Annotated in this window: 17 protein-coding genes; 15 read left to right on the forward strand and 2 right to left on the reverse strand. The window is 37.0% G+C overall.

Annotated elements, in window-relative coordinates; all coding sequences use genetic code 11:
• The 9 genes from aroE to KFZ56_RS09705 all read left to right on the forward strand — a co-directional run bounded on the left by aroE (position 1) and on the right by KFZ56_RS09705 (position 7128).
• Positions 1 to 843, forward strand: a complete 843-nt coding sequence (gene aroE, locus KFZ56_RS09665; RefSeq protein WP_222641747.1) for a shikimate dehydrogenase — start codon at positions 1 to 3, stop codon at positions 841 to 843.
• 1 nt (position 844) lies between these two features.
• Positions 845 to 1135 carry a ribosome assembly RNA-binding protein YhbY gene (gene yhbY, locus KFZ56_RS09670; RefSeq protein WP_222641748.1) on the forward strand — a complete coding sequence of 97 codons (291 nt, stop codon included), beginning with the start codon at positions 845 to 847 and terminating at the stop codon, positions 1133 to 1135.
• A 25-nt stretch (positions 1136 to 1160) separates the two neighbouring features.
• Positions 1161 to 1730 (forward strand): nicotinate-nucleotide adenylyltransferase, encoded by a 570-nt coding sequence (locus tag KFZ56_RS09675; protein ID WP_222641749.1) that lies wholly within the window; start codon positions 1161 to 1163, stop codon positions 1728 to 1730.
• Positions 1717 to 2292 carry a bis(5'-nucleosyl)-tetraphosphatase (symmetrical) YqeK gene (gene yqeK / locus KFZ56_RS09680; protein WP_222641750.1) on the forward strand — a complete coding sequence of 192 codons (576 nt, stop codon included), beginning with the start codon at positions 1717 to 1719 and terminating at the stop codon, positions 2290 to 2292. The genes KFZ56_RS09675 and yqeK overlap by 14 nt, the downstream gene beginning before the upstream one ends.
• The gene (gene rsfS / locus KFZ56_RS09685; RefSeq protein ID WP_222641751.1) at positions 2293 to 2649 is read left to right on the forward strand and encodes a ribosome silencing factor; all 357 of its coding nucleotides are present in this window, start codon (positions 2293 to 2295) and stop codon (positions 2647 to 2649) included.
• Positions 2650 to 2652: 3 nt separating this feature from the next.
• Positions 2653 to 3405: a class I SAM-dependent DNA methyltransferase gene (locus KFZ56_RS09690; protein WP_222641752.1), complete on the forward strand. Its 753-nt coding sequence runs from the start codon at positions 2653 to 2655 to the stop codon at positions 3403 to 3405.
• A 143-nt stretch (positions 3406 to 3548) separates the two neighbouring features.
• A complete protein-coding gene (locus tag KFZ56_RS09695; protein WP_222641753.1) occupies positions 3549 to 4148 on the forward strand; it encodes a helix-hairpin-helix domain-containing protein in 600 nt (199 codons plus the stop codon).
• Between the two features lie 105 nt (positions 4149 to 4253).
• On the forward strand, positions 4254 to 4820 hold the full coding sequence (locus KFZ56_RS09700; RefSeq protein WP_222641754.1) for a ComE operon protein 2: 567 nt from the start codon (positions 4254 to 4256) through the stop codon (positions 4818 to 4820).
• 19 nt (positions 4821 to 4839) lie between these two features.
• A complete protein-coding gene (locus KFZ56_RS09705) occupies positions 4840 to 7128 on the forward strand; it encodes a DNA internalization-related competence protein ComEC/Rec2 (RefSeq protein ID WP_222641755.1) in 2289 nt (762 codons plus the stop codon).
• Positions 7129 to 7396: 268 nt separating this feature from the next.
• On the opposite strand, the gene KFZ56_RS09710 is transcribed toward KFZ56_RS09705, so the two are convergent.
• Positions 7397 to 7531: a YqzM family protein gene (locus KFZ56_RS09710; protein ID WP_222641756.1), complete on the reverse strand. Its 135-nt coding sequence runs from the start codon at positions 7529 to 7531 to the stop codon at positions 7397 to 7399.
• Positions 7532 to 7935: 404 nt separating this feature from the next.
• Between KFZ56_RS09710 and holA the strand changes: the two genes are divergently transcribed.
• Entirely contained in the window at positions 7936 to 8955 is a 1020-nt protein-coding gene (holA, locus tag KFZ56_RS09715; protein WP_222641757.1) for a DNA polymerase III subunit delta, read from the forward strand.
• Positions 8956 to 8991: 36 nt separating this feature from the next.
• Here the strand turns inward: holA and rpsT are convergent, their stop codons facing one another.
• Positions 8992 to 9258, reverse strand: coding sequence for a 30S ribosomal protein S20 (gene rpsT, locus KFZ56_RS09720; RefSeq protein ID WP_222641758.1), 267 nt, complete (start codon positions 9256 to 9258; stop codon positions 8992 to 8994).
• 187 nt (positions 9259 to 9445) lie between these two features.
• Here rpsT and gpr point away from each other — a divergent pair, with 187 nt between their 5' ends.
• The 5 genes from gpr (at position 9446) to hrcA (ending at position 15325) form a co-directional block, all read left to right on the forward strand.
• Positions 9446 to 10549, forward strand: coding sequence for a GPR endopeptidase (gene gpr / locus KFZ56_RS09725; RefSeq protein ID WP_222641759.1), 1104 nt, complete (start codon positions 9446 to 9448; stop codon positions 10547 to 10549).
• A 118-nt stretch (positions 10550 to 10667) separates the two neighbouring features.
• Entirely contained in the window at positions 10668 to 11849 is a 1182-nt protein-coding gene (gene spoIIP, locus KFZ56_RS09730; RefSeq protein ID WP_222641760.1) for a stage II sporulation protein P, read from the forward strand.
• A gap of 12 nt (positions 11850 to 11861) precedes the next feature.
• Positions 11862 to 12149, forward strand: a complete 288-nt coding sequence (locus tag KFZ56_RS09735) for a hypothetical protein (protein WP_222641761.1) — start codon at positions 11862 to 11864, stop codon at positions 12147 to 12149.
• 161 nt (positions 12150 to 12310) lie between these two features.
• On the forward strand, positions 12311 to 14119 hold the full coding sequence (lepA, locus tag KFZ56_RS09740) for a translation elongation factor 4 (RefSeq protein ID WP_222641762.1): 1809 nt from the start codon (positions 12311 to 12313) through the stop codon (positions 14117 to 14119).
• Between the two features lie 174 nt (positions 14120 to 14293).
• Entirely contained in the window at positions 14294 to 15325 is a 1032-nt protein-coding gene (gene hrcA, locus KFZ56_RS09745; protein ID WP_222641763.1) for a heat-inducible transcriptional repressor HrcA, read from the forward strand.
• Positions 15326 to 15361: the final 36 nt, after the last annotated feature.

Here is a 15361-nt window from a genome sequence, read left to right on the forward strand (position 1 = left end):
ATGTACCGGTTTGCACTTATTGGATATCCAGTAAAACACTCACTTTCACCATGGATACATGAAAGCTTTCTGAATAAAGCTAACTTGGAAGGGGAGTATTCAATATATGAGATACCTCCAGATGAACCCTTTCCTGCGAAGCTCAATCGATTAATGGATGATCAAGTAGATGGATTTAATGTTACGGTTCCATATAAGGAGAAGATCATTCCTTTTTTGGATGATGTTGATGACGATGCCGCAAGGATTAAAGCAGTAAATACAGTTGTCAATCGCAACGGCAAATGGATAGGCTATAATACAGACGGAGTAGGGTATTTACGATCATTAGAGAATAAATTTCCGGACTTCTACTTGGATAAATTTAAACGTATTCTCCTGATTGGGTCTGGTGGTGCGACACGGGGGATATACTATGCACTTGTTCAAGCCGGATTTTTGCATATCGATATAACCAACCGAACGACAGAAAAGGCTGCAGAAATAGCAAAATTAAAAAATGTCACTGCAGCTACTGCAATTCTGTCATTGGAACAGGCTGAGGAGATGTTGCAAACATATGATGTGATCATTCAGACAACATCGGTTGGGATGAAACCAGATCAAGAGAAAGTTATATTTCGTGTAAACCAGCTCAAATCTCCAAGTATTGTCAGTGATATTATTTACCAGCCACTGGAGACCAAACTCTTAAAACAAGCGTATGATGCAGGTGCTAGCGTGCATTTTGGACATACTATGCTCTTATATCAAGCACAGTATGCGTTTGAAATATGGACAGGCAAGAAAGTTCCCATAGGTGATATGGATGAGCGCCTACAACGACATTTGGAAGGAAGATAATATGTTAACAGGAAAGCAAAAGCGGTTTTTACAAGCAGAAGCGAATCAATTAAAGCCGATTTTTCAAGTTGGCAAATCGGGTGTTAATGATAATATGGTTGAAACAATCAACGATGCCTTGGAAAAAAGGGAATTAATGAAGGTGAGTGTTCTGCAAAATAGTCTAGAGGATAAAGATACCGTAGCAGAGCAACTGGCTGAAGGAACTGGAGCAGAAATCGTGCAAATTATTGGTAATAATATTGTACTATATAAGGAATCAGAAGAGAACAAGCAAATAAAGCTCCCGTAAAATGGTTCAAGTAAGGAGACCTAAGATGAAACGTGTCGGCATATTAGGAGGAACATTCGATCCGCCACACTTGGGGCATTTGATAATAGCGGAAGAAACACGGATCGCCCTTGATTTAGAAGAGATATGGTTTATTCCATCCTATACACCTCCGCATAAAACATCAGCAAAGTCGAGTGTAGAAGATCGAATAAATATGGTGAAAAAAGCAATGAAGGGAAATTCCTCTTTTAGATTGAATACGATTGAAGTGGAACGTTTGGGCAAATCCTATACGTTTGATACCATGAAGGCATTACGTCAAGCGTATCCGACGATTGATTTTTATTTTATAATCGGAGCAGATATGGTTGAATTCCTTCCACATTGGGATCGAATTGATAAACTTATGAACCTAGTAACATTCGTTGGTGTAAAAAGGCCGGGCTACGAGCTAAAGACGTCTTATCCAATTGTGGAAGTAGGTATACCTTTGATGGACTTATCTTCAACATGTATAAGAAATCGATTAGAAAGTGGAAAGACAGTTCGTTATTTAATACCGGAAACCGTTTATTCTTACATTAAGGAGAAGCAGTTATATGAAAATAGATGAAGCAGTAACTCTTGTAAAACCTCATTTAACAAAGGAACGATTTGATCATACCCTACGTGTTGCTGAGACTGCGGTCATTCTTGCGGATTTATATCATGAATCAAGGGAAGAAGTAGAACTAGCAGCCATATTCCATGATTATGCGAAACAACGCCCGTTAGATGAACTTAAAAGATGGATTGAAAAGACCCGCTTGCCGAAAGATTTACTTCATTATCACCACGAATTATGGCATGGGCCTGTCGGGGCTATTCTTGTAGAGAGGGAATTTGGAATACAAAATTCAGGAATACAAAATGCTATTTATTACCATACGACTGGAAGAGCATATATGAGTAAAATAGAAATGATCATTTATTTGGCAGATTATATTGAACCAGGCAGAAGTTTCCCTGGGTTAGATGAGGTAAGAGAAATGGCCAGAGAAGACTTAAGACGTGCATGTTGGATGGCGACACGAAATTCGATTCATTATTTAATGCAAAAAAACGCAACGATTTATCCAGATACATTTCATGCATATAATGATTTAACCAGAGGTTTAGATGGAGGTAATTCGTAGATGGAAAATAAAGAAATTATTCAAGTTGCTGCAAAAGCTTGTGATGATGTCAGGGCAGAGGATATCATTGCTTTAGATATGAATCAGGTTTCTCTGATCACCGATTATTTCTTGATTTGTCATGGTAATACCGAACGACAGGTACAGGCTATTGCCAGATCGATTAAAGAGGCGATGGAAGAAAGAGACTATTCTATTAAGCGCATGGAAGGGATGGACCAAGGCAGGTGGGTACTTGTCGATATTGGTGATGTCGTGTGCCATATTTTTCATAAAGATGAGCGAAATTATTATAATTTGGAGCGTCTATGGGGCGATGCCGTTAGAGTAGAATTAAACATTGGACAGGAAGATTAATGAATGGCTTATAACCAAATGGCTTATGTATATGATAAACTTATGGCTCATGCTCCTTATGATCAATGGATCAACTTCACACAGAAAGCAATCAACCAATTCGAAAAAAATATTGAATATATAGCTGATTTGGGTTGTGGAACCGGAGAAATTACAACTCGGCTGGCGAGAGCAGGCTATCGGATGATAGGGGTAGATTACTCGACAGAAATGCTTGCTTATGCTGAACATAAAGCAAGTGAAGAAGGGCTGCATGTCCAATGGATGTGTCAGGATTTAAGGCAGATGCATGGTTTGAAACGTCTTGATGCGGCCATTAGCTATTGTGACGTCATCAATTATATTACGACGGAAGAAGAATTAAGAAATGTTATGAATGGGGTAGCGAATGCGTTGAATGATGGGGGATTGTTTATTTTTGATATTCATTCCATGTACCATGTAGAGCATGATTTGATCAATCAAACATTTGCCGATGTTACCGAAGATGCGTCCTATATTTGGTTTTGTTCAGAAGGGGAATCACCTGGAGAGATGTACCATGATTTAACATTTTTTGCCTTAAATGGAGAAAAATATGAAAGATTTGATGAATTTCATCATCAGCGTACATATTCTATTTTATTTTTTAAAGAAATATTATTGGATGCTGGATTTGAAAATATAAAAATATATGCTGATTTCTCCTTGAAAAATGAGGTTATTGATGAAAAAGCAGAGAGAATTTTCTTTTTAGCGGAAAAAAGATCGGGATAATACAAAATCACCGATCTTTTCTTTTTTAAAGGATTTATATTAAAACTTGTCGAATTAGTATATAATCGGATTGGTTCTTCGTTTGTTCACGCCATCCACCGCATTTTCCCACTCATTTTTTATCCTGAAGGAAGTGACATGATTTGGTTGATTTACTTAAAAAAGGGGCATTTTTTATTGCGATTGCAGGTATAGTCGGAATTTTTCTCTTTTTTACCAGCGATGATAGTGTTGAAGAAAGCGAGACAGAATTTGATGTTGTAACATCGTCGTTGGATGCTGCAGAAGAACAAGAAAACACCGGAGAACAAGAAACGATAACGATGGTTGATGTAAAAGGAGCTATAACGAAGCCAGGAGTATATGAAATGGAGCGTGAGTCTCGTGTCAATGATGTTATTCAAATGGCAGGGGGGTTTACGAAAGATGCAGATCAAACGCAAGTAAATCTAGCGCAAAAGGTTCAAGATGAAATGATTATTATCATTCCAAAAGAGGGGGAAGAGGCAAAAGATGGTGGGGGTAATGGAAATGATCATTCTGATTCCGAAAAGATAAAAATGAATCATGCAACACAGGAGGAAATAGAAAATCTGAATGGAATCGGTGCATCTAAAGCACAAGCTATTATCCAATATAGGGAAGAGCATGGATTATTCCAAACAGAAGAAGATTTACTTGAAATTTCCGGTATTGGAGAAAAAACGCTTGAGAACTTTCGTAATGATATTCAAATTCCTTAGTATATTGACGAGAAATAATTCTGCATCTAAACTAGAATGAAAGAGTTCGCATGACAAGCATCGGCGGCGCTTGATGCTAAGCAAAATGTAAAGGAGATTGTCTAAATGGGAAGAATTGCTTGGAATCAATATTTTATGGCTCAAAGCCATCTATTAGCACTACGGAGCACATGTCCAAGACGGATGGTAGGTGCTACGATTGTTAGAGAAAAGCGAATTATAGCTGGAGGATACAATGGAAGTGTTTCCGGAAGTGTTCACTGCATGGATGAAGGTTGTTATGTCATTGACGGTCATTGCGTTCGTACCGTGCATGCAGAGGCAAACGCCTTACTGCAATGTGCAAAATTTGGTGTGCCAACTGAAAATGCGGATCTCTATGTAACCCATTTTCCTTGCCTGCAATGCTGTAAACAGCTTATTCAAAGCGGGATAAACACCGTATATTATGCCGAAGATTATAATAATCACCCTTATGCGATTGAATTATTTCAAGAAGCAGGTGTGGAGATGAAAAAGGTAGAATTAGATTATTTGGCAGTAGACACAACCTATCAGGAAAAGGCTGAACTTGTTAAAGAGCTACTTGACAAAGTGGACGCAACAGCCGATAGCGGTGATCAGGAATTATCTATTTTAAAGCATAAAGCAGAAGAGCTATTTAAAATATAATATAAAGGTGATTAGATAAGTGAAAGGATATTGGCATTTTACTGCGATTTCAGTAGCAATAGGTATTCTTACCATTGTTTTTGATAATTATTGGTTTATAGCTGGTTTTCTCCTATGGTTATTTTATTTATACTATTATGAACGGTTAGGGAAAGTACCTATTTTCTTCTCCTTAACCTTCTTCCTCTTTTTTATTTTGTACATTCCTGCGATTGATGAAGCGAATGTAAAACCACCTCCAGAATCAACGCCACATACAGGAAAGATAATCGGCCCGGTAAATAGCACAACAGAGAAAATTGATTTTCTCTTTCAAGATAACGAATCTGAAAGTAAGGTATTAATCGTCTACTTTCCCGATAACAACGATAACCCTCCCCCCTTAGAAGAAAATCCAACAATAAAACATGGAGCAACATGTATGATAAAAGGGGATATGGAAATCCCTGAAGGAAGCACGAATCCAGGACAATTTGATTACCGTAACTATCTACTAACGAATGATATTTCCTATCAGCTAATCGTTCATACATTAGATGATGTACAATGTGAAGGATCGGGTTTTCTTCATCGTATATACATGATCCGCGATACATTATTGCACCAAATTGAGGCAAATTTAAGTAAAGAAACGGCGTCTTGGCTAAGTGCATTGGTTTTAGGGGATGACAGCCTAATAAGTGAAGATACTGTTGAATTGTTCCAAAGGTGGAGCTTATCTCATATATTAGCGATTTCGGGTCTCCATATAGGATTGGTTGTTGGTATCGTTTATTTTCTGTTGATTAAACTAAATATCGTTACGAAGGAAAAGGCACAGTGGATTATGATTTTTTTCCTGCCGATATACGCTTTGATTGCTGGAGGAGAGCCTTCTGTCTGGCGGGCGAGTACTATGGTTCTGATTTTCATTATTTTAAATAAAACGAAGTTACAAATTAGTATTACCGATGTATTAAGCATTGTCTTTCTTCTACTCGTTTTATTTGATCCGTTTGTCGTGTATCATATAGGATTTCAATTATCATTTATCGTTACATTTGGATTAATTTTATCTAGAAAATGGATTTCTGAGACAAACACCCGCTATATGCAGGTTTTTCAAATTGGTTTTATCGCACAAATGATGATTTTACCGCTTCTATTAGCCTACTTTTCAACTTTTCAACCATTATCCGTTCTTTTAAATTGGATTATTGTTCCATATTTCTCCCTATTTGTCATACCTTTGATGTTTATGTTATTACTACTGGCACCATTGCCATCTTTTTTCACTTTGATTTTTGATTTGTTGTTTGTTTCTATTCATAAAATGGTGATTGGGTTTATTGAATTAGTGGATGCGCATTTGAATTTCCCTTGGGTTATTGGGAAGTTACCAATTGGTATTACTGTACTATATTACATTTTATTATTTGTATTCATGAAAAATTTGCAACATAAAAGATTAAAACAAGCATTTACTTACGGGTGTGGGGTTGTGATTTTAATAACGTGTGTTGCTGTCAGGCCATATTTTTCTCCGGTGGGAACGGTTACGATGCTTGATATGGGACAAGGAGATGCGTTTGTTATTGAGTTGCCATATCGGCAGGGTGTCATTTTTAGTGATGCAGGTGCTCGTTTTTCATTTGAGGATATGGAACCATCAGACAGTGTTTATAAACAAATTATTAAGCCTTATCTGTATGCAAGAGGGATCAATAAAATAGATGCTATTTTTTTAAGTCATGAGGATATGGATCATATTGGAAGTGTTCCATTTATGATAGAGGAAATGAATGTTGAGAAAGTCATAATTAGTAATTTTTATGAGTTAAGTCAAGGGACGCCTGAACTTGTTGATGATAACGACGTTCAAATTCAACGAGTAGAACGTAATGAAATGGTAGAGATAAATGGGCAAGCATTTTATGTGCTTGCACCAATTAAAGATCAGCTTTCACCAAATGAAAATTCGCTTGTTTTATATACGGCATTAGGAGGTAAATACTGGCTTTTCACTGGCGACATTGGAAAAAGTGAAGAGAAGGAAATCATAGGAGCGTATCAGAACTTACCAGTGGATGTGTTAAAGGTGGCTCATCATGGAAGCGATACATCTACAGATGAGGCATTTTTGGACCATATTAATGCTGATTTTGCACTGATTTCTGTAGGAGAAAATAATTCCTATGGTCATCCATCATCAAAAGTACTCGAAACACTAAAAAGGAAAGAATTAAACATATTACGCACCGACTTAGATGGAGCTGTTCAGTATCGATTTAAAGATAAAGAAGGAACATTTTTCAAGTATCTACCATAGGTTATCTTATCATACATGTAAAAGAGACCGGGACAAAAGTGTTTTTGGCAAATAAATTTTGAACATACATCGCTTCTAAAAATATACGACGCGCACCTTAGAGCGGCCGGTGACCCCCCTTGTGCTCGTCATGTTACAACTGATTTCAAGAAGTTGCACACCTCACATATTTTCTACGCTAGTTTAACCATGTTCGTCTTTTTTATTAAACACGTTTGTTTTGTCCCAGTCTCTTCTTTCATGAACTATTTTTGTGTTATTTCATATCCTATTGTGTAACGACGCTTACAACAACGCCTATAGCAAAAATCAAGATAAAGAAAACAAATGAGAAGGCAAAGCCTTTAATGGAATCAGATACATCATGATTTTTGGACTGTGGATTTTGTTCAAATTCGTTCACATCGATCCCTCCTACCCTATATATTCATTAGTATAAAATAAATACGAGGAAAAATCCACTTTTGGATGAAATTTGTTTTTCAAGGTTGTTCAAAAAATTTGTTAAAACTGCTCGCACAGAGGACTATCTGCTAAAATAACTTAGCTGATGCGATCCCTTTTTTGAATATGCTCTTTTTTCTTTTGGCAATTCTAGAAAGACTTAACATCTATACTTTTACTTAGACAGGATATTATAAATAACACAAACATCGTTTAACATGTAGATCCTAGGGCTATATGTTAAGCGTTCATATAGATTGTAGAGGGAAATTGAAACAAAATTTCCCTCTAAACATCAAATTTCCTTGCTATCTTCAGGCTTTCGTTTTAATATGAATTATAGATATAAATGGAGGGGATAACGTGTCATATTTGGAAGTATTGCAACAAATAAAAAAGAAGAATATATCCCCGGTTTTTTTACTTTATGGATCTGAATCCTATTTTATACAGAATTTAAAAAAACAATTGACAAAGGAAGTATTAGCTGATGATCTGGATAATCTAACCACCTACGATTTGGAGGAAACTCCTATACAGGAAGTCATTGCAGATGCAGAAACATATCCTTTTTTCGGCGAACGAAAATTGATTATCGCGAATAACCCTGGCTTTTTAAAAGCAAAACCGGATAAATCTCCTTTTGAACATGATCTGGATGGGCTAAAGCGTTACTTGGAGTCTCCTGTTGATTACTCTATACTTGTCATCATTGCTCCATATGAAAAAATAGATGAACGGAAAAAAATAACTAAAATCCTTAAAAAAAATGCAACGGTTGCGATATGTGAACCTATAAAAGAGTATGATCTAGCAAAATGGCTTAAGAATCTTGCCAGCCAGCTACACGTAACAATTGCAGATGATGCATATGAAATTTTTGATACAGCGCTATCGGCTAACCTGCAGCTACTTGAAAATGAATTAACAAAAATGGCTAGCTTTGTCGGAGAGAATGGAACCATAACGAGAGGTATCGCCGAGAAATTAATTTCTCATACCACAAATGGATCTTCACTTAGACTTGCGGATGCCGTTATTGAACGTAATTTACATAAGGCAATTGCTGTATATAAGGATCTTGAAAAAATGAAAGAAGAACCAATAGCACTAATTGGTTTACTTGCTTACCAGTTTCGAATGATGCTGCGTGTAAAGCTCTTAAAATCAAAAGGCTATAGTCAACCCCAAATCCAAAAGCAACTTGGCGTACATCCCTATGTTGTTAAAATGGCCTTAAAAAGAGAAAAACAATTCACTGCTAAAAGATTACAGGATATTATGGATAGGCTGGCAAATACGGATGCCGAAATGAAAACAGGAGAAATGGAGAAAGGTTTAGCATTTGAATTATTATTATATGAATTGGTACAAGCATCGTAAAAATAAAAACGATCCAAATAACTGGATCGTTTTTATTTATGCGCTAATACTATTTACCATATTGGCTATACGGGATTTTTGGCGATCTCCATTATTTTGATGAATAACCCCTTTTTGAATAGCCTTGTCGATATGTTTGGTTGTTTCTTGCAAGGCAAGTTTAGCATTTTCTACATCATTCGCTGCAACTAATTTTTCTACACGTTTGATTTTTGTACGCATTTCTGACTTTTGTGCTTGATTATTCTCACGTTTTTTATTGTTTGTATCCACACGCTTAATTGCTGATTTTATATTAGCCATGATTTCACCTCCCAGATGAATGAAATACTTTCATAAGTTTATTATCTTCAATTACGAAAGAATAACTTCTGAACAAAAGTCATTTTACCAAAGGAAGGCTATGTTTTCAAGTAGCTTATGTTCGTATGTTTTTGCTTAAGATGTGAATTCTATTACTAAAGTGCAGAAGAAAGGATGTTTCATTAAAATGGAAAATAAGAATAAAGTACCTCAAATCAGAACGGACTTAGCAATAGAAGCACGGGATATGTATGTAGAAACAAATGAAAAGGAAGAACAGGAAAAACAAATGAAAGGCGTAACAGTAAAAGAGCGGAAAGAAGATAATATAAAGATCTCTTATGTTGAAATTGACGAGGAGGGTGGTGCATTAATAAATAAGAAAGCCGGATCGTATAGTACGATCTATGCGGATGGGGTTAAACGGCAGGATACGAGCAGACAGGAGTCAGCAGCCAAAATCCTTGCTAAAGAGCTAGAACAATTAATGCAAAAAAATAATATAACAAAAGATAATACCGGTTTAATAGTTGGTCTTGGGAATTGGAATGTAACACCAGATGCATTAGGGCCTATGGCTGCAGAAAAGATACTTGTAACAAGTCACTTATTTAAAATGGAGCATGAAACAGTTTCGGAAGGATATCGTTCTGTAGCAGCTGTAACACCTGGTGTCATGGGTGTTACAGGACTTGAGACCAGTGATATTATAGTCGGTATTGTGGAGAAATTCAACCCTGATTTTATTATTGCGGTTGATGCACTTGCATCGCGGTCCATTGAGCGCATTAATGAAACCATCCAACTGTCTGATTCGGGAATACATCCTGGTTCAGGTGTTGGAAATAAGCGAAAAGAACTTAGTAAGGAAACATTAGGGATTCCTGTTATGGCAATAGGCGTCCCAACCGTTGTTGATGCTGTAACGATTACCAGTGATACGATAGATCTTTTATTAAAACATTTTGGTAGGGAAATGAAAGAAAAGGATAAACCTTCTAAATCATTAGCTCCTGCGAGTTTATCATTTGGACATAAGGAATTCAGTGAAGAAGATCTTCCAGATGCGGAAAAACGGAAAACCTTCCTTGGGGTAGTTGGTGGTCTATCAGAGGAAGAAAAAAGGAAGTTAATAGACGAAGTATTGACCCCTGTTGGGCATAATTTAATGGTCACACCAAAAGAGGTGGATGGTTTTATGAAAGACATGGCGGATGTAATTGCAAACGGCATTAATGCAGCATTACATGAGAAGGTGGATGTTGATAATTTCTCTAACTACACGAGATAAATAATAGCTGTTCTCTATTGATTGATTCTATAGAAAAACATATTTGGTTCTAGTTCCTGAAATTATATCATAGAGTTTAGGAGAGGGAATAATTCATGATTTCAGGAAGGGTGGAACCATGCCTTTAGGAAGCAATTATCATCGTGATCGCAAGGGGAATCGAATCACGACTGTTTATAAAAAAAGTGCGATGTATCTAGTCAGTATTGTCATTTTGTTTGTATTTATTGGCATATTGACAACGATTCAGCCTGGTTATCGATTTTCGTCAAGTACGGTCACAGAGTGGACGAGTGATATAGATGGGTCTATATTTTTATCTTTATTGGGAATGGAAAATAGAGCGTTTAATCAAGTTTCCCCTAATAATGAGACGTTACCTGATATATCCGCTACCCTTTTTCAAATAGCTACAAGTATCAAACCGAATGATCCAAGGAGTTTACTTGGAAACGAAGTACCGGGCTTTTCGATTTTTGACAGTCAAATATTGATTGCAGGTGAAGGGACAGATTATACAAACCTCCCTGTAGAGTCTTCACCGCCGTTAGAAGAAGTGTTAAAGGATCGTGAGGCTGTTATAGCAGAAGGGTCAACTGACAACGCTAAAGAAGAGGAAGAAAAAGAAAGCACACCGAGCACCGGTGATAGTGATGTTGTATATCTTTATAACACACATAATCGTGAGTCTTTTTTACCGCATTTACCTGATGTAACCGATCCTGATCAGGCATTTCACGATGAAGTAAACGTAACAAAAGTAAGCGAGAGATTTGCTGATTCTTTAGAAGCTAAAGGGATTGGAACCATTGTCGATGATACTGATATTGCGAACGTACTTAGTGAAAAGGGCATGAGTTTTGGCCAATCATATGATGCCTCACGAGATGTAGTTGAAGAAGCCTTTGCCTCTAATGATGACATACAGTATATTTTTGATTTGCATCGGGATTCTGTAACTAGGGATGTAACAACCAAGGAAATAAACGGGGAGCCGTATGCCAGAATTATGATTGTTGTCGGTGCCGAACATGAAGCGCATGAGAAGAATTTGGAATTCGCTACTGAATTGCATTATTTGTTGGAAGAAGAATACCCCGGTCTAAGCAGGGGAGTTTTTCCGAAAGAAGGATCTGGAACAAATGGCGTATTTAATCAGGATGTATCTGAAAATGCATTAACGCTGGAGTTAGGAGGAATTGAAAATAATATGGAAGAATTAAACCGATCAGCAGACGCACTGGCAGATGTATTTAGTGAATTTTATTGGGATGCAGAAGAAGTGGATACTGACTCATAGGAGGTATGGGCTATGACTCGCTCATTTATTGTTATTTTATTACTCGCTGTGTTTTTTCTAACAGGTATGCTATATGGGATGGATAATAAAAATACTGCTGTGAACGATGAATCCGATCAAACAGTTGTGATTGAGGAAGAAGAGGTAGAGACAGTTGAACCTTCCTCCACCGATGTTATGGATAGGCAGGAACCAGTCCATTTCATACAAAAGGCAGCTTCGTTTCTGGAGGTAGGCGTGAAAGGTTTTTACGAGGTAGTTGTGCAACTATTATATCAGATCTCCCAATTGTTTTTTTAAACTATGCTAAGGCTCTGTCAAAGCATGTTGATAAGGGCGTGCTTTTGTTTTTTTATTGAATCTAAGTGATTGCATTGCTATAATCAAAGCTAGTATTGCCGCCAGATAAATTGACGCTTTTATCTAATGTGGTAAAAGGGATGTAGGAGTGAGAATCATTAATGGTGAAACAAAACAGAAACGTACGAAACTTTTCGATTATAGCTCATATTGATCATGGCAAATCAACATTAGCTGATCGGATCTTAGAAAATACCAAAGCGTTAACACAACGTGAAATGAAAGAGCAGTTTCTTGATGGAATGGATTTAGAACGTGAACGAGGAATTACGATAAAATTAAATGCAGTACAGTTGGAATATACAAGTAATAGTGGTGAGGAATTTATTTTCCATTTAATTGATACACCTGGACATGTTGATTTCACATATGAAGTCTCCAGAAGTCTCGCTGCCTGTGAAGGAGTTATATTAGTAGTAGACGCAGCACAGGGGATCGAAGCACAAACCCTAGCAAATGTGTATCTTGCACTTGAAAACGAATTGGAAATAATTCCTGTTATTAATAAAGTTGACCTTCCAAGTGCTGAACCGGAGCGCGTTAAAAAGGAATTAGAGGATATTATCGGCATTGATGGAGATGATGTCATCTTAGCTTCAGCAAAATCAAACATTGGGATTGAAGATATACTGGAGCGAATTACAGAGGTTGTTCCTGCTCCCAGTGGAAATGAAAATAATCCTTTAAAAGCACTTATTTTTGATTCATTATACGATTCTTATCGCGGGGTTATCGCATATATTTCGATAAAGGATGGTTCCGTTAAAGTTGGCGATAAGATTAAAATGATGGCTACAGGGAAAGAATTTGAGGTTAACGAAGTTGGTGTGTTTTCACCACAGCCACTTAAGAAGAAAGAATTACTTGTTGGTGATGTCGGGTATTTAACAGCATCCATAAAAGATGTGGGCGATTCGCGTGTCGGTGATACAATTACCCATGTAAATAGAGAAGCGGAAGAAGCTTTACCGGGTTATCGTAGGTTAAATCCGATGGTTTTCTGTGGCTTATACCCGGTTGATGCAAATAATTATAATGCTTTGAGGGAGGCACTGGAGAGATTGGAGTTAAACGACTCTTCCCTCCAATATGAACCGGAATCTTCACAAGCACTAGGATTTGGATATCGTTGTGGGTTTTTGGGGTTATTACACATGGAAATAATTCAGGAGCGAATTGAACGTGAATTCAATATTAATTTAATCACTACTGCTCCTAGTGTTATCTATGAAGTGAAACTAACGGACGAAGAGTTTATAGAGGTGGATAACCCGTCATTGATGCCGGATCCGCAACAAGTACAGGAAATAAGTGAGCCCTATGTTAAAGCAACAATTACAGTGCCAAATGAATATGTAGGCCCCGTAATGGAAATAGCACAGAAAAAACGAGGGCAATTCATGGATATGCAATATCTAGACGATATTCGGGTGAATATTATTTATGATATCCCATTATCCGAAATTGTTTACGATTTTTTTGATCAATTGAAGTCTCATACGAAAGGATATGCTTCATTTGATTATGAATTAACGGGTTATCGAATTTCAAACCTTGTAAAAATGGATATTTTATTGAATGGAGATACAATCGATGCATTATCGTTTATCGTACATCGGGATTTTGCACATGAACGTGGCAAGCAAATTGTTGAAAAGCTCAAGAATCTGATTCCAAGACAGCAATTTGAGGTTCCGGTTCAAGCAGCTATAGGAAATAAAATTGAGGCACGTTCCACGATTAAGGCTCTAAGAAAAGATGTAACGGCGAAGTTGTATGGTGGCGACGTTACACGGAAGCGTAAATTGCTGGAAAAACAAAAAGAAGGTAAAAGACGAATGAAAATAGTTGGATCTGTAGAAGTCCCACAAGAGGCATTTATGGCCGTATTAAAAATGGATGATGACTAATCATGACGAAGGGGAACCTAGAGGGCATTTTGTTGCCAAAGAGTTTCCCCTTCTTTTTTGCGAATCCTTTTTTAAAATAAGTAATACATGTTTATTGACAAAGAAATAATGATTTGATAATTTATTAATAGCATTAGCACTCGCTTATTAAGAGTGCTAACAGAGGTGATTATCATGTTGACAGAAAGGCAGTTATTGATTTTGCAAGTAATTATTGATGATTTCATTGAGTCAGCAACTCCGGTGGGCTCTCGTGCCATTTCTAAAAAAGATAATATACCTTACAGTGCTGCAACGATAAGAAATGAAATGGCCGACTTGGAGGAAATGGGTTTCTTGGAGAAGACACATTCCTCTTCAGGAAGGGTACCTTCTGAGCATGGTTATCGTTATTATGTGGATAATCTGATAGCACCAATTTCCAATCAGACCAATACAAACGTTATTAAGGATTTTATTGCGGATGGTTTTTTTGAATTTGAGCAAATGGTTCAAATGTCGGCAGAAGTGTTATCCGAACTAACGAATTATACATCCATCATTTTGGGGCCTGAATTATATGAAGCAAAATTAAAACAGCTGCAAATCGTTACACTCTCATCGCACACGGCTGTCGCTATTCTAGTAACAAATACAGGCCATGTAGAGCATCGATCGTTTTCGATCCCTGTTGAAATTAATCCACTCGATCTAGAAAAAATGGTCAATATCCTAAATGAGCGATTGTATGGAGTACCGGTTGTCCGTCTGCAGGAAAAGTTTAATACTGAACTCACCTCATTTATGAAATTGTATGTGGATGACTTTGACAAATCATACGATTATTTAAAGGCAGCTTTCTTTAACGAATCTCCGATTAAACTGTATATTGGTGGAAAATCCAATATGTTAATGCAGCCCGAATTCGATGATGTAGATAAGATTCGCTCTTTCTATTCCATGATTGAAAAGGAAGATGAAATAGCACATCTATTGAAGCGAACAAACGAGGGAATAAGGGTGACAATTGGAAATGAGAATAAGATAGATGCTATAAAAGACTTCAGTTTAATTACAGCGGCCTATCAGTCAGGTGATGGTCAAATGGGAACCATTGCATTACTTGGACCAACAAGAATGGAGTATAGAAAGGTAATTACATTGCTGAATATTTTATCAAATGAGATGACAGACGCATTACACATGTGGTATAAAAACAATGAATAATAAAAGTCTTGTTCAAACAATGAGCAATAGGGTTAT

Origin of the sequence: Virgibacillus sp. NKC19-3, from assembly GCF_019837165.1 — a bacterium.
GTDB classification, from domain to species: Bacteria; Bacillota; Bacilli; order Bacillales; family Amphibacillaceae; genus Virgibacillus_L; species Virgibacillus_L saliphilus.

Excerpts from the sequence above, each read along its gene's own strand:
- yhbY (WP_222641748.1), top strand. The coding sequence starts at position 845 with ATGTTAACAGGAAAGCAAAAGCGGTTTTTACAAGCAGAAGCGAATCAA.
- yqeK (WP_222641750.1), top strand. The coding sequence starts at position 1,717 with ATGAAAATAGATGAAGCAGTAACTCTTGTAAAACCTCATTTAACAAAG.
- KFZ56_RS09735 (WP_222641761.1), top strand. The coding sequence starts at position 11,862 with ATGACTCGCTCATTTATTGTTATTTTATTACTCGCTGTGTTTTTTCTA.
- rsfS (WP_222641751.1), top strand. The coding sequence starts at position 2,293 with ATGGAAAATAAAGAAATTATTCAAGTTGCTGCAAAAGCTTGTGATGAT.
- lepA (WP_222641762.1), top strand. The coding sequence starts at position 12,311 with ATGGTGAAACAAAACAGAAACGTACGAAACTTTTCGATTATAGCTCAT.
- gpr (WP_222641759.1), top strand. The coding sequence starts at position 9,446 with ATGGAAAATAAGAATAAAGTACCTCAAATCAGAACGGACTTAGCAATA.
- KFZ56_RS09700 (WP_222641754.1), top strand. The coding sequence starts at position 4,254 with ATGGGAAGAATTGCTTGGAATCAATATTTTATGGCTCAAAGCCATCTA.
- spoIIP (WP_222641760.1), top strand. The coding sequence starts at position 10,668 with ATGCCTTTAGGAAGCAATTATCATCGTGATCGCAAGGGGAATCGAATC.
- KFZ56_RS09690 (WP_222641752.1), top strand. The coding sequence starts at position 2,653 with ATGGCTTATAACCAAATGGCTTATGTATATGATAAACTTATGGCTCAT.
- aroE (WP_222641747.1), top strand. The coding sequence starts at position 1 with ATGTACCGGTTTGCACTTATTGGATATCCAGTAAAACACTCACTTTCA.
- hrcA (WP_222641763.1), top strand. The coding sequence starts at position 14,294 with ATGTTGACAGAAAGGCAGTTATTGATTTTGCAAGTAATTATTGATGAT.
- KFZ56_RS09675 (WP_222641749.1), top strand. The coding sequence starts at position 1,161 with ATGAAACGTGTCGGCATATTAGGAGGAACATTCGATCCGCCACACTTG.
- rpsT (WP_222641758.1), bottom strand. The coding sequence starts at position 9,258 with ATGGCTAATATAAAATCAGCAATTAAGCGTGTGGATACAAACAATAAA.